Genomic DNA, 23211 nt, shown 5'->3' on the forward strand with positions numbered 1-23211 from the left:
GCGCCAAGGACGCCACACAACGCCTCCATAATCACCCCACACCCCCCACCCCCGTGATCTTGTAATTCGTTGCACACATCCCCGCCGAGCTGGGCCTTCACCTTTCATGATCTTGCAGAATTGACACAGCCAGAGGGCCCAGCAGGGGAAACACGACTCGTGATCCTGCAATCGCAAGATCACGGCGGCGATAACGCCAGGTCACGAAGCATAGCGGCGCACACTTGCATGATCATCAAAGGGATCGGTGCAGGTGACGGCCCATCCATGCGACAAACTACAAGATCACGAGGGGTGGGGAGGGAGGGGGGTTAGATGAGGGCGAGGGGCTCGGCTGGGACGTAACCCTCCAGACGCGCCGAGCCGAGCAGCGAGCCCTCGGCCGAGTCGCGGACGCAGACGTAGGAGTACTGGTCGGCCGAGTAGACCCGCACCCCGTCCGTACGGCACTGCCGCATCAGGACCTCGCCCCACTCCTCGGAGACGTCGGCGAAGCCGAGGCCGGTGAGGACCTGACGGCGGGCCAGGACGGTGCCGCCGGCCACCTCGGGCAGGAACCGGTGCTCTGCCCCTGGCTGGCGCAGCAGGGTCGCGCCGGTCTGCGGCAGGTGGGCGTAGAACGACGCCTTCCCGAGCACCTCGGCGTCGGTGGAGGCGAAGTGCCGCACGAGGTCGGCCAGGTAGTGCTCGCCGTACAGGTCCCTGGCGTCGAGCACGGCGACGTAGTCGCCGTCGGCGAGCCTGATCGCACGATCGAGAGCGGCGCCCCGAGTGACCGGCTCCTGGGTCGCGCGGACCACGACGTCGACGTCCGGGCACGACTGACGGACCGTCTTGTCCACCAGACCCGCGTCCAGGCCGTCCGCCACGACCACGATCTGGCCGGGCCGTTCCACCTGACGGGTGACCTGGGCGAGCAGGCGGTCCAGCTCCGCCGGGTCGGAGACAGCGGTGATCGCCGTGATCGCACCGCTGCCCCGCACGCTCGGCACGCCGAGGGTGTCGAGGACCGGGTCGAGCAGCGGGGTGACGCTGGTGCGGGCCCGCCAGGCGAGATGCGCCTCCCTGGCCAGGTGTCCGGCGTCGGCCATGAGGACCTCGGCCGCCGCGAGGATCTCCTCGCCCTTGGCCCCGGCTCGCACCTGGAGCACCGGAGTGCCGCAGGCCGCGACCTCCTCTATCGCTCTCGGCTCGGCGTCGGCGCCCGCGATCACCAGGGCCGGCCGCCGGTAGGCGGTCAGCACGTCGTCGTACGCCGTCGTGTCGTCGTCCTGCCCCGCCAGCGGCTGCCAGGCCGCGCCGCCGGCCGGAGGAGTGACCGTGCCAAGGGTGGCGATCTCCCCGGTCCTGCCGCCCTCGGCGGGGATGGGGTTGTGCACGCGGGGCTGGATCGCGAGCGGGAGCACGCCGACGCGGTCGTGCCGCAGCGCCGACCGCCATTCGCGGGCGCGGGCCTCGGTGGTGGCCAGCACGTACTCGAAGTGCTCGGCCGCCGGAACGGCCCGCGACACCGCGCCGCCGGAGTGCCAGAAGACCGTCTTGACCCCCCGCTTGTGGCAGGCCGCCACCAGGTCGCGCAGCGCCCGCGTCTCCCCGGCCAGCGCCTCCAGCCAGCGCCCGCCGTTGCCCTGGCGGGGGCCGGGCCGTACGGACTCGACGAACAGCACGTGCGGCTGCTGCTGGTCGAGCATGGCCTCCCAGTTGTCCGGGCCGAAGTTGGTCACCAGCCGCCACTCATACCGCAGCAGCGCCTCGGTCTGCCGGTCCACGATGGCGGCGACCGTCATGTACGGCCGGGCCGTCGGGCCCTTGGGGACCGTGAACGACTCGGCGAGCGGCGCGGAGACCTGCGGGGCCTTGGGCTCGGGCGCGGCGGGAGCCGCCTTCATCTCGGGGACGGCGGGGATCTCGGGCTTGAAGTCCGATCGCCTGGGCGCGGGGCGCTTCCTGATCGGCGCCTTGAGCGTCCTGGCCACCGTGCCGGGCTTCTTGCTGTGGATCGCGTCGCCGAGTTTGCTCCACCGGCTCTCCTGGAGCGAGGCGAACTTCCAGTTGGCGACCTCGGTCTGGTACTTCTGCTCCGCGAGCTGCTTGGCGAGCTGCGCGTTCTGCCGCTCGGCCGTCTTCAGCCGCGCCTCGGCCTCACGCATCTTCGTCAGCGCCTCCGCCTCCGAGCGCGCCACCTCCTCCAGCCGCCGCTGGTAGTCGGTGATCAGCCGGGCCAGCTCCGCCGCGCCGGAGGCCCGCTCCACCGCCTCCGCCAGCGCCTGCCGCAGCGCCGCCGGGTCGCTCCGCTCGGGCTGTCCGGCTGCCGGCTCGCTTACCTCGCTCATAAGGGCTGACTCCGCGGTAGACCTTCAGGACCAGAGTCACAATATTCGCAGAACGCCCTGATCGCTCTCAGGCAGAGCCGAGACCTCGTCCACCTCCTCCGCCACACCACCCCGCGACCGGTGGCCCACGAACCTCGCGACCAGATCGCCACAGACTCTGCGACCAAATCACCACGACACCAGCGACCAAACGGCCACCGAGCATGCGACCGTTGTTCCACGAGGAGGGTCCGGAATGCCATACTGAGCTGGTGAAAGGCCCTTCGCGGACCCCTCTCGGCCGAGTGGTTCCGAGACACGCGGAAAAGCCTGCCGCGGACGCCTTGAGCGACACCCGTGTCGTACTGATCAACGGTGCCCGCCAGAGCGGCAAGAGCACCCTTGTGCGCCTCCTCGCCAAGGAACGGACGGCAGAGTGGCGCAGCCTGGACACCCCGGTCGTTCGCCAGACAGCGCAGGAGGATCCCGCGGGCTTCGTGGCGTTCCCCGATCTGATGGTGATCGACGAGATCCAGCGCGTACCCGAACTGATGCTGTCCATCAAAGAACAGGTGGACACCGACCCCCGGCCGGGGCGGTTCCTGCTCACCGGATCCGCGCGAGTGCTCGGTCCGCGGAAACCCGGCAGGGCCGCGTCGTGAAGGTGGATCATCAGCCGCAAGGGCACCCGCCCCGGCCGAGCTAGCAGTATTCGGCCGCGGCATTGCGCCGGAACTCCTCCTCCGGGACCTTCTCGTCGTCGATGGTCAGCACGCGGTCCGTCCGGGCGAAGTCCTCCGGCACGTCCTTCAGGAGAAATCCGGACCCGAGCGGAGGGCCGTCCGCCAACTCGACGGTGACGCCCATGTTGGCCGGCAGGGGCGACCGCAGCGGGACGTCCTCTCGCGTGAAGCCGTGCGCGTCTCCCAGGACGATCACCTCCTGCTGCTCCTCGGACCTGGCCGGTCTCGACACCCGCCAAATCGGGCGTGCGGTTCGATGGTTCTGCACCTCGACGGACTTGATCGCCTCTCCTTCGCACAGCGGCACCACCAGCCTGATCTCCCCCTCGGCCGTGCGTCCGACCGCGACGGGCCGGGGGAGTTCGTCTGCGAGCGGGGGCCTGCCACACGCCGCGAGAAGCAGCGCGCAGGACGAAAGGACGAGTAACTCCGTTACCAACCGCCCCCGGCCGAGGCGGAACTGTCGATCCATGTCACTCCCGGTCAGCAGTGATAGGTGTTGCCCTTTTTCTCGGCTTGCTGCTCGTAGGTGTTCACACAGGGGTCGAGCGGATTGTCGTAGATATAGTAGACCAAATAGGTGGGCCAGAACCCGGTCTGCCGATAATAGAAGTCCCATTGGCGCATGTGCTCGGCCTCATGGTTCAGCAGCGTCCGGGAGAGGTTGTAGAGCGGGGCATGAACCAGGAATACCGACCCCACGGTGGTTCCGCCACGTCCGAAATGCACCCCGCTGGTGAGCCCGCTGCAGACAGTGAGGCCGGACGGGGCGTCTTTCCCGCAAGTGGCTCCCTCACTCTTCGCCCATTTCACCACTTCCTGATTGAATTTCTTCATGCTCAGCAGCGGACTCGTGTTCGCGAGGAACATCGTGAGCTCGAGCGGAAGACCACCCACCTTACTGGCGGTCCTGGCGATGTTGCTCGGCGCGCAGGGGTGGGTGGTGACGTCCTGGCACATCCATTCCCGCAGATTCAACCATTCCCTGGCGATGAGCTCCTTACAGCTCTGGCTGCTGAGCTCCGCATGGCACGACTGCAGTGACTGCTGCAGCTTCTTGTTCGCCTTCAACGCATTGAAAACGCTCTTGGGGGATGCGCCGTACTTCTTGCCGGCCACGCCCGCGCTGGGCAGTGCCATGAATATCTCGAATCCGCTGTAGTCCCCGGCCTCGACCATCGCATCCACGGCCAGCGTGAGGTTCTCGTCGTGAGTGAGCCGCGGCGAATAGCCCATCATGTACAGCTCTTGGGCACGCGCGCTCATCTGATAGAAGGGCACACCCTCCTCGACGGCCTGTCCGGTGGGCATGTACTTGTACCCGAGCCTCTTGATCGCCTCGTCCGACAGCAGCGACTGGTGGTAGAAGGCGTATCCGGGAGAATTCACATACTGTTCGAACCACCGCGCATGAGAGTCGGTCTCATGGCAGGTGTCACCGGAGCAGATGAGCCCTGTTCCGCAGGAGAAGCCGGACAGGCACACCTCCACCTGCTGGTGCCCGGTGGGATCGATGTAGTTCAGGGGCGAGGCGCCGGCGTAGGTGTAGCGGTTGGCCTGTACGGACGGCACCGGATCCAGGTTCGCCGTGTCGCGGCTGGTGAAGGTGCCGGTGCCGGGCTGGTACCAGCGGGCGTGCATGTTGACCTGACCGGTGTCGGTGTCCGTCCACTCGCTCTGGTAGCCGAGCTGGGGCTGGGTGCCGGTGCTGGTGGTGACCTTGCCGAAGGGGTCGTAGGCGGTAGAGCCGGCCAGGCTTATGGCTTCGGCCGTGAAGGCCGCGACGATGTCACCGTGCCGGTCGGCCATCTGGAACTGGGCCGTGCCGGTGCCGATCTTGGCGGACAGGACGTCGCCGAAGGCGCCCCGGCTGTAGGTCTCCCGCGCCGCTCCGGCGGCGTCGGTGACCGCGACCAGGTTGTTACTCATGTCGGCATAGACGTACGTGGTGGTGGCGCCGCCCTTGGTGCGGCCGGTCATGCGATCGAGGGCGTCGTAGGTGTAGTCGGCGTTCCCGTCCCCGACCATCCGGTCGAACGCGTCGAAGGAGAAGGCCCTGACGGCCCCGTCCTTGGAAGCCGAGGCGAGCGTGCCGCGCGGGGTGTAGGTGTAGCTGACCCCTGCGCCGGAGGTGAGGCGGTTGCGCTCGTCGTAGGTGAAGGTGTCGTTCCCCGCCCGCGTGCGGTTCCCCGACGCGTCCCACTCGTAGGTGGTCGTGGCCGAGGACGGGTCGGTCCAGGAGGTGAGCCGCCCGGCGAAGTCGTAGGTGTAGCTGTTGCCGCCGGCGCCCGCGGTTCCGGAGGTGACCTTGGAGGTCAGGCGGTCCTCCTTGTCGTACCCGTAGGTGATGGACACCAGATCCGCGCCGCCACCGGTCTTGAGCACGTCGCTGGTCACCCGGTCCAGGGCGTCGTAGCCATAGCTGCGCTGCGACCCGCCCTCGCCGTACGTCTCCGAGGTGAGCCGGTCGGCCTTGTCGTAGCCGTAGCTGACGGTGACGCCGGTGAGCGGGTCGGCGGTGGTCTTCAGCCGGTCCTTGCCGTCCCAGGTGAAGGTCGTGGTGCCCGCGGCGTCGCCACGCTGGACCAGGCGGTCGTTGGCGTCGTAGCCGAAGGTCGCCTGGTCCACGCCGCCCTTCGCGGTCTTGAGGATCTGACCCCGGTCGTTGAGGGTGAAGGCGAGGTCACCGGCCGAGACCGCGCGGCCTGCCAGGTCGTAGCCAAAGGTCTTCGGCGCGGTGGGGGCGGAGCCGCCGCCGCTGCCGGCCTGCTGGGTCAGCCGGTTGAGGCTGTCGAAGGTATTGGTGACGGTGACCCCACCCGGCTCGAGCTGCTTCACGGGATTGCCCACCGCGTCATAGCTCGTGGTCCACGTGCGGTCGGCCAGATCGGAGTGCTGGGTCGTGGACGGCTCGATCACCGACTCCACCAGCCCGAGGCCGTTATAGGTAGTGATGGTGGCGTTGCCCCGCCCGTCGGTGTACCGGGTGCGGGCGCCCGCCGCGTCGTACCCGGCGGACGTGGTGATCGATTCGCTGTCGCTCACCGGTTCCACCATCCGCGTGATCCTGCCGAGCGCGTCGAAGTCGTAGGTGACGGTGCGGCCCTCGGCGTCGGTGCGGCTGGTCGGGTTGCCGTCGAGGTCGTAGCCGATCGAGCGGGTGCGGACGGTCGCGCCGCCGGTGTCCAGCTCCTTGACCGCGGTGGGATGCCCGGCCAGGTCGTAGGTGATGCTGTCGGTGTCGCCGAGCGCATCGGTGACCTTGGTCTGCCGTCCCGCCAGGTCGAAGTCGAAGGTCGTCGTGTCGCCCAGTGGGTCGGTGAGTTGGGTGAGCTCACCGGCGGGGTTGACGGTCGCCGTGGTGGTGTCCCCGCCGGGCCGCTTCTCGGTGAGGAGATTGCCCGCGTCGTCGTAGGTCGAGTACGAGGTCAGCGTGGCCGTGGTGGGCTGGCGCTCGATGACGGTCGAGGTTATCTGGCGGCCCAGGTCGTCGTAGGTCGCCTCCTTACGCGCACCGGTCGGGTCGGTGATCGACAGCAGTTCGCCGTTGAGGGTGTAGGTGTAGTCCGTGTGGCCGGGAGTCGCGCCGCCGGCAGCGGGCGGCTGGGTCACCCGGACCAGGCGGTCGAGGGCGTCGTAGGTGTTGGTGGTGACGTTGCCGCGCGGGTCGGTGATCGTGGTCAGCCTGCCGGCGGCGTCGTAGCCGTAAGCCGTCACCGGAGTGATCGCGCTCCCGCCGGGCGGGGTGTACGACGGGGACTTCTGCGAGGTCCGCTGTCCTGCCCGGTCGTATTCGGCCGAGCCGGCCCGGCCCTCGGGGTCGAGGACGTCGGTCTGCTCACCTGCCGTGTTGTAGCCGTAGCGGATGACGGGCCGCTGGTCGGCGGGAGACCCGCCTCCATGCTCGACCGCGACCGGCGGCTGCTTCGTCTCGACGAGTCGGCCGACGGCGTCGTATCGGTTCAGCGTCGTGTGGTCGAACCGGTCGGCGCCGGACGCGTTGCCGCGCGGCGAGGTGACCTCGGTCACCAGCCCCCGGTCGTCGTACTTCCAGCTGGTGATCAGGTCGGTCTCGCCGTTCTCGACGACCTGCTTGATCCTGCGGTTGGCGTCGTCGAACTCCGCCCTCGCTCTTTCCGTCCGCGAGGTGCCCGCCGCGGTCTTGGTCGTGGAGATGACGTTGCCGTTGGCGTCGTACCCGTAGCTGGCCCTGCGCCCGAGGCCGCCAGGGTCCAACGTCTGGGAGGTGAGCAGGTTGGCGGCGTCGTAGACGTAGTCAGTCCTGGTCTTTCCGCCGCCGGTAACCGTCTTCACGGGGTTGCCCGCCCAGTCGTACTCGTACGAGGCGAGCACGACGTCGCGTGGTGTGGTGGAGCCGTTGAGGCGGGCGTCGTCGGCGATCTTCTGGGACACGAGGTCGTCGTCCCAGTAGGTGTACCGGGTCGTGCGGCCCATCGTGTCGGTCTCCGAGGCCAGCCGGCCTCCGGGGTCGTAGGCGTAGGACGCCAGGACCACGTCGGTCGCCGGCTGCGGGGCGGTCAGGCTGCCCGTCCAGTTCTTGACGGTGATCGTGGCCTTCTCCCCGCGCGGGGTGTAGCCGAACTGCAGCAGGGTGCCTGCCGGGCTGGTCGCGGAGACCAGCGCGCCGGTGGCGTCGAAGGAGTATTGGGTGATGCCGCCCTCGGGGCCGGTCATGGTCTTGACCCGGCCCAGGGTGTCGTACGTGTAGGTGGTGACACGGTCCGGGTCCGACCCGGTGAGGTCGTCCAGCGTGGAGGTGAGGACGTTGCCGTCCACGTCGTAGGCGGTGCGGACCTCGGCGGTGTGCGTGGCGGAGGTGACCTCGTTGGCGACGCCGGGACCGGTCGCCTTCACGACGCGGCCCAGACCGTCGTAGGCGTAGCTGGTCGTCACACCGTCCGGTTCGGCCGCAGGCACCACGGTCTGGCTGGTCTTGCGGCCTAGGGCGTCATAGCCGAAGCGGGTGACCAGGCCCGCCGCGTCCGTGGTCTCGGCGAGGTCGCCATTGGACCTGTAGCGGTAGGTGGTCTCGGCGCCGTTCGGCCTCTTCTCGCTCTTCAGCAGGCCTGCCGGGGTCGTGCCGCCGCCTTCCGCCTGCTCGGTGCCGTCGGTGTAGGCCCAGCCAGCGGCCCGCCCGGAGGGGAATCCTCCGGTGGCCGGCCCGGTCTGCTTGACCTTGTCGCCGTACTGGTCGTACTCGATCGTGGTGAGGTAGGTGTCGTCGTCCTCGTCCGACGACCGGCGGTCCCGGTATTCGACGACCTGATCGTTGCGGGGGTCGAACAGGTCGTCGGCGTTCACGTGGTAGGTGAGGTACTCCGTGCCGCACGAGCCGCTCGTCCGGCAGACGGTCCTCGCGAGGAGGTTCCCGCGCGCGTCGTTGGCGAACTGCGAGGCGATGCCGTTGCGGTCGGTGAACTTCGCGACGAAACCCCCGGTGTCGTAGTCGTACCTGGTCGTCTTACCGAGCTGGTCGCTCCAGGAGACGAGGCGGTCGTCGCGTGAGGCGTCGTTGACGTAGGTCAGGGTGCCGTTGCGTGGGTCGGTGACGGTGATCGTGGCCAGGGACGCCCCGGTGGAGTCCTTCGTGTACGAGGGGGACGACAGCTTCCACAGGCCGCCGTTCACGTCGGTGTGGGTCAGCAGGCGTCCACCGTCGGCGGCGTAGGTGTTCACCGCCGCGACGCGGCCCGACGCCTTGGTGATCTTCGTAAGCTGCTGCAGGACCTGCCGGGTGCGGTAGTGGGTGCGGATCTGCTCCTGGCGCAGCGGCTTGTTGTAAACGGCGACCTCGTCGATCGAGCCGGCGAAGGGGAAGGCCCGGCTGGAGCTCACGGTGCGCGGCCAGCTGGAGGAGCCGAAACCGTACCCGATCCGGGCGTCCCACTGGCCCAGGTGCGTGATCTGCTGGGCCAGGGTGCCCACCTGCTGGCCGTCCAGGTAAAGGGTCTGGCTGGTCCTGGCGCCCGACAGCGCCACGTGATGCCAGTTTCCGTCGTTGACGGCCGTGCCGGAGGTGATCGGAGCGACGGTCCCGGTCCACAGCTGACCGCGCAGCTTGCCGTCGGTGCCCACGTAGATCGCCGGCGTGTACAGGCTCGGCGCGTCGGTGGCCGAGTTCTGGTAGCCGAGGATGGTGCCCGAAGCGGTGGTCTTGAACCACGCCTCGATCGTGGTGTCACCGCCCAGCCCGTTGATCACTCCGGCCGGCAGGGAGACGTACGCCGAGCCGCTCGCGCCCTTGAACGTCATCGCCGTGTCGGACGAGCCGTCCAACGGGGCCTGCGCGCCGCCGGTGGCGTCCGTGGCGCTCCCGGCGATCTTCGCGTCGCCGACGCCGGAGATCGACTTCATGTCGTTGCCGATCGCGGTGCCGATCCCGGTGCCGGTCTCGTTCAGCCGCCAGTACCCGACGGGCCTGCCGTCGATGACCGAGCTGCGGTACTGGGAGCGGTCGCCGTACTCGTAGCGGGCGCAGGCACCGTCGGACGACGGCGGGCAGACCTTGACGAGGTGGTCCCCGTCGTAGGTGTAGGTCCAGGTGATCGGGGCGCCGTCCACCGCGTCGGAGGCCACACCGGTCACATGGCCGCCGCTCCAGGTGAAGGTCAGCGAGCGCCCGCCCGCCCCCGTGACCTTGGCCAGCTTCCCGTCCGTGTCGTGTTGCAGGGTCTGCGTGCGGCCCCGGCTGTCGGTGACCTTGACCAGTCGTCCCGCGGAATCGAACCAGTAGGAGGTGGACTCCTTATCCATCAACCGCCAGCCGCCCCCGCTCTGCGTGGCCAGGGCCGCATAGGTGCCCGCCGGAGACGCGTAGGTGCCGTCGCCCTTGGCCGCGAACCGCCACTGACGCCCGTCGGGGTAGGTGACCAGAACAGTGGACCTGAGCGGCTCGTTCTCCAGCCGGGTGTCCCACCGAGTGGTCCAGCCCGCCCCGAACGCCCCGTCGGTGCGGGGATCGAGGCTGTTGTAGGTGCGCACCACCGACAGCGGCGGCCCCACCGCGGCGACTGTGAGGTCGGTCTCGGTGTGGGTGTAGTCGCCGGTCACGTGGTTGAACTCACGGCCGTCCGTGCCCGCGGCCAGCAGGGCGTTGATCGAGTCCTGCTCCGGGACCGCGGTGAAGCTGCGCCACGACGACGTCGCCGTCGCCGCACTGGTCGCCGCCTGCGCGTACCACCAGTAGGTCTTGCCCCACTGCAGCTTGCCGGACGGGACCGCCCACGCGCCCTTGACCCAGGTCGACGACTCGCACCAGGTCCAGTCGTCCTTGGGGCCCGCGCAGACCTGGTACCAGTACGACGTCGCCGCCTCGCCGGGCGCCTGGGCGTACGCGGACAGCGCCGGCGTGAGCGAACCGACCTGCGTGTTGTCCGCCGGGGCGAACTGCTGGAAGGTCACGGTGTCCAGCGGCATGGCGGTCACCCGCGCGGTCTGCCACGCCGACCACGCGGAGTAGGCCGAGCCGTCGTTGGCGCGGGCTCGATACTGGATCGTCTGCCCGTCCGAGAGCCTCCCCGCGGGGACGGCCACCGTCGCCTTGCCCCCGGCGGCGACTCCGCTGGCGGTGCCGCTCCACACCAGGGAACTGCCCACCTGCACCTGGAACTCCCCGCTGAGGCTGCCGCCGTCCACGTCCGACAGCACGGCCGACAGCACTGGCGTCAGCGAGGTCACCACCCCGCCGGTCTCCGCCGTCACCTTGGGAGCGATCTGCGGAGCCGCCACCGTCGGCGCGGTGTTCGGTGGCTCATATGTGACGGTAAGCACCGGGTCCCTGGACGATTCGACGGATGCGAAGGACCGTGTCTGACTGCTCGTTCCCTCCGGACCGGTGAGTCGCACCCCATTGTTTTCGGACCAACCGGAGACCCAATCCATCGCCATGTCGGTGACGTCCCACTTCATCGCTCTGGGACTGGAACTGCCGCATGACGATGAGGAAACGTTAACCCCGGAGATCTCCGACCAGTCAGCCTCCGGCTGGTCATACCAGGCGATGTCCGACCACCACGACTCCGTCACCATGGAGGCCTTCACGGAAACGCTGCTGCACGCGTTGGAGCTGGTATTCCACAGCTTCATCTCGGCGGCGGTCACCATGGCGCCCGCGGGTACGGACGACAGGTCGAACTGCAAAAACGCCCGATTCCGCACATAGCTGGTGGGAGTTTCGTAGGTATTGGCACTCGTTCCCACCCACAGCGAGGAGGAAGAGGGATGACCGGACCCGAGCTGGTAGCTGCCGTTCTGGTACTCGGTGGTCTCCACGTAGGTGTCCTCGCCGACCGCGGCGGTGACCTGAGTGGTCAGCGTCCCGTTGCTGTTGGCGTAGGTCCGGGAGTCCTCGGTCGTCGCGCTCTCCACCAGCACCTGGGACTCGGTGCGCCGCGCCTTCGCCAGCGCCGTGTCGATTTCCGTCCTCTCCTCCGATGCGGCCGGCTTACTCGCATCCCGCGCCGCCCTCTCGGCGTCCAGGGCGGGCGAGGGTCTCAGGTCCGAAGGCAACGGCGGAGGGGAGGCGAGCCCGCCCTCGGCCGGCTCGCCGGACGTCTTGTGCCGCTGCTCGACCGGCAGGCTGCCCTTCGGACGCTCGGCGGTCTTCCGCGCCGGCAGGCCCTCCGACCGCGTGACAGCGCTGTCGACCAGATGAGGCAGACCTCCGGCCGTGCCCGTCAGTTGCTTGGGAGCCTCGCCGCTCGGCAAGTCGACCGAGACGAGAGGCGGACCGCTCTGCGCCGCCGCCCGCGCGATTCCGGGAAAAATCAAATTCGATAACAACGCCACCTGAATCGCCACGGTCACCCGGACAAACAGGCGCACGAAATCGCGCCCAAGACGGCTACGCCGCATGGCTCGTCACACCCCAGAAGACAATCGCACGGACAGAAGCGGAAAACGCCCTCTATTGGCGACACCTTCGTCACATTCAGAGTGCGGTGGAACAGCCCCGCAAAACAGCACTCACCGGGAAGATCGGCAAACGCGGAGAAACGTACAACAGCACCAAGTTGGGGATCAAGAGGTGACGATCTCCATTTCGCCTAGATATCGCCTATATATAGCCATGCACGCGGAATGCCATCCTCAGCCGCCTTGCGACCGTAGCGCCGCCAGAATCGACCGCCCGTTATCGGAGTATCAGGGAGGTCTATTTATTCGTCGGGCCAATGCCGGACAGCCGCCGCTCCAGCCCGCGGCCGTGACAGGCTCCGGTCCCCCTGCCGGCCCCGAGGTCCGTAGACTCGGCTGGGCTTCAAGGGAGGGCAAACCGTGCGCAAGGGTGAGTGGCCGCGATTCCAGGCCAGGCCGTACGTCTGCGGGGCCGTCGGGCCCTTCGAGCAGGCGACGCTCGACGTGCTGGCACGGTCGGGGCCGGCCGTCCAGGCCGTGCACACCGCCCCGGCGGCCGCGCTGCTCGCGTCGGCTCCTCTTGCGCCGTACGCCACGGGCGAGCGAACTGCCGCGTACGCGTGGGGCGGTCGCACGCCGGAGACCGGGGCCGAGCCCCGGGCGAACGCGTGGCTGCGGGTCGCGGAGACGTACGAGACCCCGGGCCTGGTGGACGAGCCCGAGGCGGTGAGCCTGCACACGGGCGGCCTCGGCCTGGTCGACGTGTACTACCTCCAGGACGGCGACGCCGTCTACTTCTCCTCCCTGATCGAGCCGCTCCTCGCGCTCGCCCGGCGGCCCTACGAGGTGAACTGGGACGCGTGGGCGGCGATCCTCACGCTCACCTACCCCCTGCTTGAGGACACGCCCTACCGCCAGATCCGGCGCCTGCCCGGGGCGACCGCGCTGACCTGGTCGCGGCGCGAGCGCAGGCTGAGGGTGGACCGGCGGGCCCCGCGCTGGGTGCGGGAGGAGCCGGTGGACCGGGGTGTGACGGCCGGCGACCTGGTCGCGCTGCTGCACGACGCGCTCAAGCCGTACGAGCGGGTGCTGGTGCCGGTGAGCGGCGGGTACGACTCGCGGCTGCTGGCCAGCGTGGCGGTCGACAGGAAGATGGACGTCGAGTCGTGGACCACCAGCCCCGACGACGGGCTGGACAACGACATCGACTTCGCCCGCTACATCACCCGCGAGCTGGGCATCCCGCACCGGATCATGCCGCAGGACCCCGCCGCCTACCCGCAGGAGGCGCTGTGGGCGGCCCGGCGCCTGGAGTTCCTCACCAGCCACCACGCGTGGTACTCCCCCTTCGCCCGTGAGGTGCACGGCGCGGGCCGGGCGCTGGTGGACGGCCTGGCGGGCGGCCCGCTGATGAAGAACTTCCTGATCACGGCGGACGCCGTGGGCGCGGGGACGGGCGCGACCCGCCGCGAGGCCCTGCTCAAGGCGCTGGCGACCGGCGACGCCCACATCCCCGTGCTCGGCGAGGCCGCCGCCGCGTTCATGGGCGACCGGGTCCGTACGGCGTTCACCCGGGCGACCTCGATGCTGCACGGGCACCGGGCCGAGCTGCCGTTGAGCGTGCTCCACACCCGGACCGTGCGGGGCATCGCCCGGTCCCCGGTCAACCTCGTCGGCCCGGAGGCGACCCCGGTCTTCCCGTTCCTGCACCCGGAGTTCTTCGACGCGGCGCTGTCGGTGCCGGTCGGCCGCAAGGAGGGCGGCAGGTTCTACCGGGAGGTCCTGCGGGCCGCCAACCCTCGCGTGGCGGCGCTGCCCTCGACAAACACCCCGCTGCTGCCGAACCGCCGGGTGCCGCTGCGCTCGAACGGGCCGGTCGCCCGCGAGTGGAACCATCGGATGCTGGTCAGGGCCGCGGCGATCCCCGGACTGATGTCGCCCCAGATGCTGGACGCGATCGCCGGCGGTCCGGACGCGCTGACCGCCTTCGGGTCGTGGAACTCGCGGTTCTGGCTGCGCGCCCTGGCGGCGTTCGGGGCCTGGCTCGCCGACTACGAGGACGCGCTCGGCGACCTCACCCCGCCCTGGCCTGCGCCGTAGGGCTGGTAACCCCGCACAGTCCTGGGGCGCGTGTGTGCGGTAGCAGTCCGTGATCACCTGGAAACAGGTAAAAACTGCATGTCAGACCGGCGTCAGCCTTTTCGGTCAGGCCACTCTTAGTGGTAGTTTTGGTCAAATAGAGCCAAACTTCATGGCGAGAGCTTCAAAGCTCGGGTGTGACCTGACAACGCGCTCCTTCTTTCCTCAAGCGAGAACCAATGAACGCTGCTGCGCCCTGCCCTGACTCGGTTCCCGGGTCGTTCGGCGCCACCACTGGTGCGTCCTCCGGCGATCTGCCGGAGATCACCGATTTCACCTCACAGGACCCACGCTGGTACAAGCGCGCGGTCTTCTACGAGGTACTGGTCCGCGGCTTCAAGGATTCCAACGGCGACGGCACCGGCGACCTGCGCGGGCTGATCGAGAAGCTCGACTACCTCAAGTGGCTCGAGGTCGACTGCCTCTGGCTGCTGCCGCTCTACGAGTCCCCGCTCAAGGACGGCGGCTATGACATCGCCGACTACCTCAAGATCCTTCCGGAGTTCGGCGATCTCGGCGATTTCGTGAAGCTGATCGAGGCCGCGCACGAGCGCGGCCTGCGGGTCATCACCGACCTGGTCATGAACCACACCAGCGACCAGCACCCGTGGTTCCAGGCGTCCCGCACCGACCCGGACGGCCCGTACGGAGACTTCTACGTCTGGTCGGACGACCCGGACAAATACTCGGGCGTGCCCATCGTCTTCGTGGGCTCCGAGGAGTCCAACTGGACGTACGACCCGGTGCGCAAGCAGTACTACTGGCACCGGTTCTTCCACCACCAGCCCGACCTGAACTACGACAACCCGGCCGTCCGGGACGCGATGATGGAGGTCATCCGCTTCTGGCTCGACCTCGGCGTGGACGGGTTCCGGCTGGACGCGGTGCCCTACCTGTTCGAGCGCGAGGGCACCTCCTGCGCCGGGCTGCCCGAGACGCACGACTACCTCAAGAAGATCCGCGCCGAGGTGGACCGGCTCTACCCCGACCGGGTGCTGCTCGCCGAGGCCAACGGCTGGCCCGAGGACGTGGTCGAATACTTCGGCGACCCCACCGTGGGCGGCGACGAGTGCCACATGGCCTTCCACTTCCCGCTGATGCCGCGCATCTTCATGGCGGTGCGCCGGCAGAGCCGCGAGCCGATCTCCGAGATCATGTCGCGCACCCCCAAGCTGCCGGAAAGCGCCCAGTGGGGCATCTTCCTCCGCAACCACGACGAGCTGACGCTCGAGACCGTGACCGAGGAAGAGCGCGACTACATGCACGCCGAGTACGCCAAGGACCCGCGCATGCGCGCCTACCTCGGCATCCGGCGGCGCCTGGCCCCCCTGCTGGACAACGACAGGGACCAGATCGAGCTGTTCACCGCGCTGCTGCTCAGCATGCCGGGCTCGCCGGTCATGTACTACGGCGACGAGATCGGCATGGGCGACAACATCTGGCTGGAGGACCGCGACGCGGTCCGCACGCCGATGCAGTGGACCCCGGACCGCAACGCCGGCTTCTCCGAGGCCGACCCCGGCCGGCTCTACCTGCCGGTGGTCATGGACCCGGTGTACGGCTACCAGTCGGTCAACGTCGAGGCCCAGACCAAGAGCGAGTCGTCGCTGCTGCACTTCACCCGGCGGATGCTGCAGATCAGGCGAGAGCACGCGATCTTCGGCACCGGCGACTACACCGAGCTGTGGTCGCCGAACCTCAGCGTGCTGGCCTTCCTGCGGGAGGAGGGCGACGACGTGGTCCTGTGCGTCAACAACCTGTCGCGCTTCGCCCAGCCGGTCGAGCTCGACCTGCGCCGCTTCGCCGGGGTCACCCCGGTCGAGTGCCGGGGCGGCGTCTCCTTCCCGACGGTCGGCGATCTGCCCTACCTGCTCACGCTGCCGGGCTACGGCTTCTACTGGCTGTCCCTGCGGCCCTCGTCCTGATCCGGCCGTCCGGCATCCCCGCCCTCGGGCCCTTCGCCAGGCCCTGGGCGGGGCGCCGTCGCACCGGCGACAGACTTGACGCCGTCTTGGCCCACCCCTTCCGCCCGACGCGCCTACCGTGAGGTAGAAGGACGGATCGCTCGCATCGGCGAGAGGGGAGCGTCATGCTCCGGCACACCTACCTGTCCCTGGCCGCCGCGTTGGTCGCGGGCGCGGCGGTCTCCGGGATCGCCACGGCACAGACGCCGGCGGCACCGCGCGACCTCGACGCCTCCGCGACCCTCACGAACGCGCAGGGCCGCAACGTGGGGACGGTCAGTGTGGAGAACGACGAGAACGGCGGGACCGAGGTGAAGATCAGGGCCACCGCCCTGCCGCCCGGATTCCACGGCGTGCACATCCACACCAAAGGCGTCTGCGACCCGAAGTCGATCGACCCGGCGACCGGCAGCCCCTTCTTCAGCGCGGGCCCGCATCTGGGCTCGGGCGCGCATCCCGGGCACACCGGGGATCTGCCCGATCTCCTGGTCCGCGGCGACGGCGTGGGCCAGGCCACCTTCGTCACCGACCGGTTCACGGTGGAGGACCTGCTGAGCGGCGACGGCAGCTCAATCGTCGTCCACGCCAAGTCGGACAACAAGGCGAACGTCCCCGACCGCTACAGCCGTTCGGGGACGGCCGGGCCCGACGCCGAGACGCGCAAGGCCGGCGATTCGGGCGGCCGGATCGCCTGCGGGGTCTTCAGGAGGGCCTGAGCGGCACGGGCGGCCATGAAAGACCAGCGGGAAGACCGGCGGGCCTCACCCGCATCGGCATCGGCATCGGCATCGGAGGGAGCTTCCCGCATCGGCATCGGCGGGTCCTTCGCACGGTCCGCCGTTTCCTTCAGCGGGCGGTGACGGGCACCTGCGCCCGCGCCGCCCGCCTGGCGGGGATCAGCGCCACCAGCAACGCCGCGCCGATCGCGATGACGAGGGTCGCGGCGAGCATGCCGGGCGTCGGGGCCCGGCCGATGCCGGCGCCGACGCCGCTGCCGCGGCCCTCCAGGTCGATCAGCCACCGCGACCAGAACGCCCCCGCCGCCGCCCCCAGCACGACTCCCACCGCCGCGGGCAGGCCGGTGGCGGTGACCAGCGTCGCCATCACCTGCCGGGGAGTCAGGCCCATCGCCTTGAGCACGGCCAGGTCGAGGACGTGGTCGCGCAGCCCGAGCGCGCTGGCCGTCAACAGGCTGGCCAGCCCGATCAGGGCCAGCACGGCGACCAGCGCGACGATGATCACGCGGATGACCGCGAGCCGGTCGGCCGGGTTCACCGCCTGGGCCACCTCCAGCCCCTGCCCCTGCAGGCGGGCCCGCACCTGGGCCGCGTCGGCGCCGGGCCGCAGCACCAGGGCGTAGAACTGGGGCGGCATCGCGTCCTTGGCCGCCAGGCTGTCCACCCCGAACGACAGCACCTCGCCGTCCTGCTCCGGCTCGACCACCCGGCCGACGATCCGCACGATCAGCGGGGTGCCACCGATCGTCATGCGGACCCGGTCGCCGATCTGTACGCCGAGGAGGTCGAGCAGGCCCTGCCCGGCGACCGCCTCGCCCCGGTCGGCGAACATCCGGCCCTCCACCACCGGGAAGGGGTACGGGTCGGAGGACAGGCCGAGGGCCCTGGTCCGCACGGTCCTGGTCTGCCAGGGGACGAGCGCGTCGAGTTCGGCGCCCGGGTAGGCCGCGACCACGTCCTGATCGGCCATCGCGCGCCCGCGCGCCTCCTCTGCGGGCAGCTCGCCCGGCCGGACGGTCAGGGCCGCCGCCTGGCCCACGCTCTCCGGGTGGCGGATGAAGTCGTCCAGGGTCGTCCAGCAGCCGAGCCCTATCGCGATCATCATCATCGGGATGGCGACGCCGCACACCGTGAGCGCGGCGGGCGTCCTGCGGGTGAAGGCGTCCCTGGCGCCGAGGACGAGCGCGGGCGGCAGCCGTACGAGCAGGGCGACCCGGGCCAGCCGTGACAGGTGCCCGCGCGGCGGCGCCGCCGGGGCGGCCGGGATCGGCGGGGTGCGCCCGCCGCGCCAGGCCGGGATCAGCACCGCGACCAGCACGGCCAGCGACGTCCCCACGATGATCGCGGCGAGCGGGCCGGCCGACAGCGGCACGGCGACCGTCTCCCCCATGGCGTACGCGGTGATCAGCCGCGCGACGACCGCGCCGGCGGCGATGCCGAGCAACCCGAGCGTGCCGTGCTCGGCGACGAGCATCCGGATCACCTGGCCCCGGGTGAAGCCGAGCGACTTGAGCGTGGCGATGTCGCGCAACTGCATCAGCACCCGCCCTCCGGCGGCGTTGGCGAGCGCCAGCGCGGCGGCGGCCAGGCCCGCGCCGCCGAACAGCGCGAGCAGCAGGCCGAGCAGCCGGTTGTCCAGCTCCATGGAGGCCCGCACCTCGCGCCAGGTCGTCACCCGCTGCACCTGGTTGCGCATCGTGAAGACGGCCCTCTGGACGACGAGATCGGTGGCGGCGGGGTCGGCCAGCCGCAGCCCCGTCACGGTCTCGGTGCGGCCGGGCGCAGGCTCGACCACGCTCAGCGTCTGCGCGAGCGTCCAGGCCAGGCCCGGGGTCCACTCCGGGTAGAACCCCTGGTCGCCGCTCTCCGCCAGCCCGGCGACGGTCAGCGCGTGGGTCGCGCCGTTCAGTCCGGTGACGGTGAACGGGCTGCCCGGCCGCAGGCCGAGAGCGCGGGCGAACGACCGCTCGACGACCACGCCGTTCGGGGTGTGCACGTCGAGCCAGCGACCCTCGCGCAGGAGCGGGCGGGCCACGGCCGGGAAGGCCGACGGCGTCTCCTGCAGGGTGATCGGCACCCGCCGGCCGCGGGTGACCAGCGTGGCGGGCGCGCTGCGGTAGGGCCCGGCGACGTCGGTCACGCCGTTCAGGCGGCGCAGCGCGGACGCGTCGGGGACGTCCTTGCTGTGGATCCAGATGTGCGCGCTGTTGCTGCGCTCGAACAGGCCGCGCCAGGGGTTGGTGCCGTCCTCCAGCAGCGTGGCCGCGATGATCAGGGCGGTGACGATCCCCGCCACCGCGAGGACCGTGAGCGCGGCCTGGCCCCGGCGTGCCCGCAGGTCCGCGCGGATCCACCGCAGCTCCGCGGTCCTCGTCGTGATCAAGCGACCCCCTCGCGCCGGTCCGGGCGTTGCGAACCGTCCGGACGTGTGGCCGGGGGAGCCTGGTGGCCGGACGGTCTCAACTGCGCAGCTCCACGACGTCTCCGGCCGCTCCCAGGGGACGCCGACGCGACTTCGGGATCGCGCCGTCGTCGACGATCTGACCGTCCAGCAGGCTGACGACGCGGTCGGCCATGCTCGCCACTCGCGCGTCGTGGGTGACCAGCACGATCGTCTGGCCCTGCCCGTGCACCTTGCCGAGCAGGCGCAGCACGTCGCGGGTGTTGCGGCTGTCGAGGTTGCCGGTCGGCTCGTCGGCCAGCAGCAGCCGGGGCTGGTTCGCGAGCGCGCGGGCCAGCGCGACCCGCTGCTGCTCACCCCCGCTGAGCTGCGCGGGCGACGCCTCGGCGCGGTCGGCCAGGCCGAGCTCGCCGAGGAGATACTCGCGCCGTTCTCTCGCCTGCCGGGGCGAGACCCCGCCCAGCAGCGCGGGAAGCTCGACGTTGTCGGCCACGGTCATGTTGGCGACCAGGTTGAAGAACTGGAAGACGAAGCCGATCTTCTCCCGGCGGAGCACCGCCCACCCGCTCTCGGAGAGCGTGTCCGCCCGCCTGCCGTCCAGCCAGATCTCGCCGCTGGTGCGGGTGTCCAGGCCGCCGAGCATGTGGACGAACGTGGACTTGCCGGACCCGGACGGGCCCATGATGGCGACGAACTCCCCCGCCTCGACGGTCAGGTCGACCCCGCGTACGGCGGGCACGGGCAGCCCGCCGGTCTGGTAGATCTTCACCAGGTTGACGGCCCGTACGACGGGAGCGTCGGCGGTCACGGCAGATCCTCCTGGCAGCGTTCGAGCCAGTCGAGGTCGGCCTGCAGGTGGAGCATGGCCCCCTCGATGAGCAGCAGCGCGACGCGGTTGGCCGGGTCGGTGCGCTCGGCCAGCTCGCGGAGGTCTCTCATGAGCGCAAGGTAGTGCCGTCGCTGCCGGTTCACCAAGGCCATGCGGTCGGACAGCCCGGTCATCGGAGCCAGCACGAGCTTCATGAAGAACTCGTCGCGCACCCGGGGGCCCTCGGAGGGCTCCTCGACCCAGGTCTCCAGCGCCTCCCTGCCGGCGGCGGTGATGTAATAGACCTTCTTGTTCGGCCGGTTCGCCTGCTCGACGTCGACCGACCGGACGTACCCGTCCTTCTCCAGCCGGCCCAGGGTCACGTAGATCTGGCCGATGTTGGGCGACGGGTAGGCGCCACCGAAGATCGTTTCGAGTGCCTGTTTCAGCTCGTAGCCGTGGGCAGGTTCCTTCGCAAGGAGCGCCAGCAGCGACTGCCGCACGCGCCCACCCCCCCAGCCGTATCGAGCAGTTATCGGAGCGTTACGAGCTCATCCGTTGACGCTCACATTATCGCTATGCATAACATGCATGCACTTACCTAACACGTATGTAACCCGCTTTTCATACGGAGGCCACATGGTTCGCCGAGCCCTCGCCGTTCTGGCCGCCTTCCTGGTGGCCGGGTGCGCGGGGCTCGCCGACACCGGCGCCGACTCCGCAGTGGGCAGCGACGGCACCGGGCCGATCACCCTGGCGATCGGCCGGGACACCACCGCGTATCTCCGCCCGCTGCTGGACCGGTGGAACCAGGCGCACCCGGACGAGCCGGTGTCGCTGCTCGAACTGCCCGAGGCGGCCGACGAGCAGCGCGCCCAGATGGTGGCCAACCTGCAGGCGCACAACGGTGTCTACGACGTGCTCGCGCTCGACGTCATATGGACGGCGGAGTTCGCCGACGCCGGCTGGATCGTGCCGCTCGACCGCAGCCTGTTCCCCCTGGACAAGCTGCTCAAGGGCGTCGCGGACACCGCCATCTACCGCGACAGGCTGTGGGCCGCGCCGTACACCAGCAACGCTGGCCTGCTCTACTACCGGTCGGACATCCTGAAGAAGGAGCACCTGAAGCCGCCCAAGACCTGGGCGGAGCTGCGCGAACAGGCCTCCCGCCTGAGCGCGAAGTATCACATCGGAGGATATGCCGGGCAGTTCCTGCCGTACGAGGGCCTGACCGTCAACTTCGCCGAGGCCGTCCAGTCGGCGGGCGGGTCGATCCTCGGCCCGGACGCCCGCACGGTCACGATGGACCTCGGCAGCGCGCGGGCCGCGCTCGACTTCCTCGTCGGCGGCGTCAAGGAGGGGTGGATCCCCCGCGAGGCGCTGACGTACAAGGAGGAGGAGTCCCGGCTCGCCTTCCAGGAGGGGCGGCTGCTGTTCGCCCGCAACTGGCCCCACGCGTACGGACCGGCCGCCCACTCGAAACTGGCCGGGAAGTTCTCGGTCGCCCGGCTGCCCGGTCTGAACGGGCCCGGGTCCAGCTCGCTGGGCGGCTACAACCTCGCCATCAGCGCCTTCTCGAAGCGGCAGAAATCGGCACTCGACTTCATCCGCTACTTCACCGGCCTCGACAACGAGCGACTCGTGCTCACCGAGGGCTCGTTCCCGCCGGTGTGGGCGGAGCTGTACGACGACCCGGAGCTCATCGAGCGGTTCCCCTATCTGCCCGCGCTCAAGGAGGCGATCGTCTCGGCCCGGCCCAGGCCGGTCACCGCCGACTACAACCAGGTCAGCCTGCTGATCTCCAGCGCCGTTTCCGGCGCGCTCACCCTCGCCCAACCCGTGGACGAGACCGTCGCCGACCTGAAGCAGGGGCTCGGCGAGGTCATCCAGTTCGGAGGATAGATATGCGGAAACTTCCCCCCATCATGGTCGCGTGCCTCGCTCTCGCCGCCGCCGCCGCGTGCGGCAGCGACTCCGGCGGCGAGCCCGCGGCCTCGGGCAGCGCCTCGGCCGCCGCCGGTGGCGCCGCCAAGGCCCTGGAAGGTGTGAACGTCGAGGTCGCCGCGAAGTGGACCGGCGACGAGCAGGCCAACTTCGAGAAGGTGCTCAAGGCGTTCGAGGACAAGACCGGCGCCAAGGTCACCTACGCCTCCACCGGTGAGGACACCGGCGCCTACCTCGGGCCCCGCATCCAGGGCGGCAACCCTCCGGACGTCGCGATCCTGCCGCAGCCGGGCCTGGTGCAGCAGTACGCCGACGAGAACGCGCTCAAGCCGCTGTCCGCCGAGGTGCAGGCGCAGCTCGACCAGAACTACACGCCGTACTGGAAGGAGCTCGGCTCCGCCAAGGGCCAGGTGTACGGCGTGCTCGTCAAGGCGGCGCACAAGTCGCTCGTCTGGTATCGCCAGTCGGCCTACGACGACGCCGGCGCCCAGCCCGCCTCCACCTGGGACGACCTGATCAAGAACGCCCAGACGCTGTCCGACTCCGGCGTCGCGCCGTTCGCGCTGTGCGCCGCCTCCGGCTGGACGCTGACCGACCTGTTCGAGAACGTCTACCTGTCCACCGCGGGCCCGGAGAACTACGACAAGCTCTCCAAGCACGAGATCCCGTGGACCGACGCCTCGGTCAAGACCGCCCTGGAGAAGCTGGCGCAGGTCTTCGGCAAGAAGGAGTTCATGCTCGGCGGCTCGTCCGGCGCGCTGCAGACCGACTTCCCGACCTGCGTCACGCAGGTGTACGCCCAGAAGAAGGCCGCGATGGTCATTGAGGCCGACTTCGTCGCCGCCTCCCTGGGCCAGTCCGGCGCCAAGGTGGGCGAGGAAGCCAAGATCATGCCGTTCCCGAAGGCCGGCGACACCGCTCCGGTCATCCTCGGCGGCGACGTCGCGGTGGTGATGAAGGACAGCAAGGGCGCGCAGGCGCTCGTGGAGTTCCTGGCCTCCAAGGAGGGCGGCGAGGTCTGGGCCAAGCAGCCCGGCTACCTGTCCCCCAACCGCAACGTCTCCCCCGACAACTACCCCGACGACCTGACCAAGCAGCTCGCCCAGACGATCATCTCGGCCGGTGAGTCGGTGCGGTACGACATGTCCGACCTCGCGCCCAGCGCCTTCGGCGGCACCGACGGCAAGGGCGAGTGGAAGGACCTGCAGGACTTCCTCCGCGACCCCTCCGACGTGAAGGGCGCGCAGGAGAAGCTCGAGGCGGACGCCGCCAAGGCCTTCAAGAAGTAA

Annotated in this window: 12 protein-coding genes; 6 read left to right on the plus strand and 6 right to left on the minus strand. The window is 69.8% G+C overall.

Annotated features, from left to right (window positions below):
* Positions 1–311: 311 nt before the first annotated feature.
* The gene (locus FLX07_RS15915; protein ID WP_142571550.1) at positions 312–2333 is read right to left on the minus strand and encodes a glycosyltransferase family A protein; all 2022 of its coding nucleotides are present in this window, start codon (positions 2331–2333) and stop codon (positions 312–314) included.
* 323 nt (positions 2334–2656) lie between these two features.
* On the opposite strand from FLX07_RS15915, the gene FLX07_RS15920 reads away from it, so the two are divergent.
* The gene (locus FLX07_RS15920) at positions 2657–2974 is read left to right on the plus strand and encodes an AAA family ATPase (protein ID WP_223853437.1); all 318 of its coding nucleotides are present in this window, start codon (positions 2657–2659) and stop codon (positions 2972–2974) included.
* 40 nt (positions 2975–3014) lie between these two features.
* Here FLX07_RS15920 and FLX07_RS15925 read toward each other — a convergent pair whose 3' ends face one another.
* Both FLX07_RS15925 and FLX07_RS15930 read right to left on the minus strand, forming a co-directional pair.
* Entirely contained in the window at positions 3015–3527 is a 513-nt protein-coding gene (locus FLX07_RS15925; protein WP_142571552.1) for a hypothetical protein, read from the minus strand.
* A gap of 11 nt (positions 3528–3538) precedes the next feature.
* On the minus strand, positions 3539–11782 hold the full coding sequence (locus FLX07_RS15930; protein WP_167748258.1) for a DNRLRE domain-containing protein: 8244 nt from the start codon (positions 11780–11782) through the stop codon (positions 3539–3541).
* 567 nt (positions 11783–12349) lie between these two features.
* Here FLX07_RS15930 and FLX07_RS15935 point away from each other — a divergent pair.
* From FLX07_RS15935 to FLX07_RS15945, 3 genes are all read left to right on the plus strand, one after another.
* Positions 12350–14029, plus strand: coding sequence for an asparagine synthetase B family protein (locus tag FLX07_RS15935; RefSeq protein ID WP_142571554.1), 1680 nt, complete (start codon positions 12350–12352; stop codon positions 14027–14029).
* Positions 14030–14247: 218 nt separating this feature from the next.
* Positions 14248–15993 (plus strand): maltose alpha-D-glucosyltransferase, encoded by a 1746-nt coding sequence (gene treS, locus FLX07_RS15940; protein ID WP_142571555.1) that lies wholly within the window; start codon positions 14248–14250, stop codon positions 15991–15993.
* Positions 15994–16157: 164 nt separating this feature from the next.
* Positions 16158–16748: a superoxide dismutase family protein gene (locus tag FLX07_RS15945; protein WP_142571556.1), complete on the plus strand. Its 591-nt coding sequence runs from the start codon at positions 16158–16160 to the stop codon at positions 16746–16748.
* Positions 16749–16878: 130 nt separating this feature from the next.
* On the opposite strand, the gene FLX07_RS15950 is transcribed toward FLX07_RS15945, so the two are convergent.
* The 3 genes from FLX07_RS15950 to FLX07_RS15960 form a co-directional block, all read right to left on the minus strand.
* Positions 16879–19152 (minus strand): FtsX-like permease family protein, encoded by a 2274-nt coding sequence (locus tag FLX07_RS15950; RefSeq protein WP_142571557.1) that lies wholly within the window; start codon positions 19150–19152, stop codon positions 16879–16881.
* A 76-nt stretch (positions 19153–19228) separates the two neighbouring features.
* Entirely contained in the window at positions 19229–19978 is a 750-nt protein-coding gene (locus tag FLX07_RS15955; RefSeq protein WP_142571558.1) for an ABC transporter ATP-binding protein, read from the minus strand.
* Entirely contained in the window at positions 19975–20481 is a 507-nt protein-coding gene (locus FLX07_RS15960) for a PadR family transcriptional regulator (RefSeq protein WP_142571559.1), read from the minus strand. The genes FLX07_RS15955 and FLX07_RS15960 overlap by 4 nt, the downstream gene beginning before the upstream one ends.
* 136 nt (positions 20482–20617) lie before the next feature.
* Here FLX07_RS15960 and FLX07_RS15965 point away from each other — a divergent pair, with 136 nt between their 5' ends.
* Together FLX07_RS15965 and FLX07_RS15970 are read left to right on the plus strand one after the other, a co-directional pair.
* On the plus strand, positions 20618–21880 hold the full coding sequence (locus tag FLX07_RS15965; protein WP_142571560.1) for an ABC transporter substrate-binding protein: 1263 nt from the start codon (positions 20618–20620) through the stop codon (positions 21878–21880).
* A 2-nt stretch (positions 21881–21882) separates the two neighbouring features.
* On the plus strand, positions 21883–23211 hold the full coding sequence (locus tag FLX07_RS15970) for an ABC transporter substrate-binding protein (protein ID WP_142571561.1): 1329 nt from the start codon (positions 21883–21885) through the stop codon (positions 23209–23211).

Source organism: Microbispora bryophytorum, from assembly GCF_006874465.1.
GTDB classification, from domain to species: domain Bacteria; phylum Actinomycetota; class Actinomycetes; order Streptosporangiales; family Streptosporangiaceae; genus Microbispora; species Microbispora bryophytorum.

What these genes read in the sequence shown, in the direction of transcription:
- FLX07_RS15915 (WP_142571550.1), bottom strand. Translation starts at nt 2,333, where the DNA reads ATGAGCGAGGTAAGCGAGCCGGCAGCCGGACAGCCCGAGCGGAGCGAC.
- FLX07_RS15925 (WP_142571552.1), bottom strand. Translation starts at nt 3,527, where the DNA reads ATGGATCGACAGTTCCGCCTCGGCCGGGGGCGGTTGGTAACGGAGTTA.
- treS (WP_142571555.1), top strand. Translation starts at nt 14,248, where the DNA reads ATGAACGCTGCTGCGCCCTGCCCTGACTCGGTTCCCGGGTCGTTCGGC.
- FLX07_RS15945 (WP_142571556.1), top strand. Translation starts at nt 16,158, where the DNA reads ATGCTCCGGCACACCTACCTGTCCCTGGCCGCCGCGTTGGTCGCGGGC.
- FLX07_RS15965 (WP_142571560.1), top strand. Translation starts at nt 20,618, where the DNA reads ATGGTTCGCCGAGCCCTCGCCGTTCTGGCCGCCTTCCTGGTGGCCGGG.
- FLX07_RS15970 (WP_142571561.1), top strand. Translation starts at nt 21,883, where the DNA reads ATGCGGAAACTTCCCCCCATCATGGTCGCGTGCCTCGCTCTCGCCGCC.